Raw genomic sequence first — 297 nt, 5'->3', positions numbered from 1 at the left:
GAGTTCTCTCAAGCGCCTTAGAATACTCATCTCGCCCACCTGTGTCGGTTTGCGGTACGGTCATCGTTAGACTGAAGCTTAGAGGCTTTTCTTGGAACCACTTCCAATTGCTTCGCTTCCGAAGAAGCTCGCGCCACACCCTTGAATTACGCACCCGGATTTGCCTAAGTGCCTTCTCCAATGCAGCGACCGGGACTTCCAACACCCGGACAACCTTCCGCGATCCGTCCCCCCATCGCATCTAACAATGGTGCAGGAATATTGACCTGCTTCCCATCAGCTACGCATTTCTGCCTC

General features: G+C 53.5%; 1 rRNA gene. It reads right to left on the bottom strand.

Annotation, left to right across the window (positions count from 1 at the left end):
- Positions 1 to 297 (bottom strand): 23S ribosomal RNA (locus DPV74_RS41900); the annotation flags it as partial.

It is taken from the genome of Burkholderia sp. HAN2018 (assembly GCF_024704855.1).
GTDB classification, from domain to species: Bacteria; Pseudomonadota; Gammaproteobacteria; order Burkholderiales; family Burkholderiaceae; genus Burkholderia; species Burkholderia cepacia.
The sequence above is the reverse complement of the archived record's forward strand: the minus strand, read 5'-3'. Positions and strand labels throughout refer to the sequence as shown.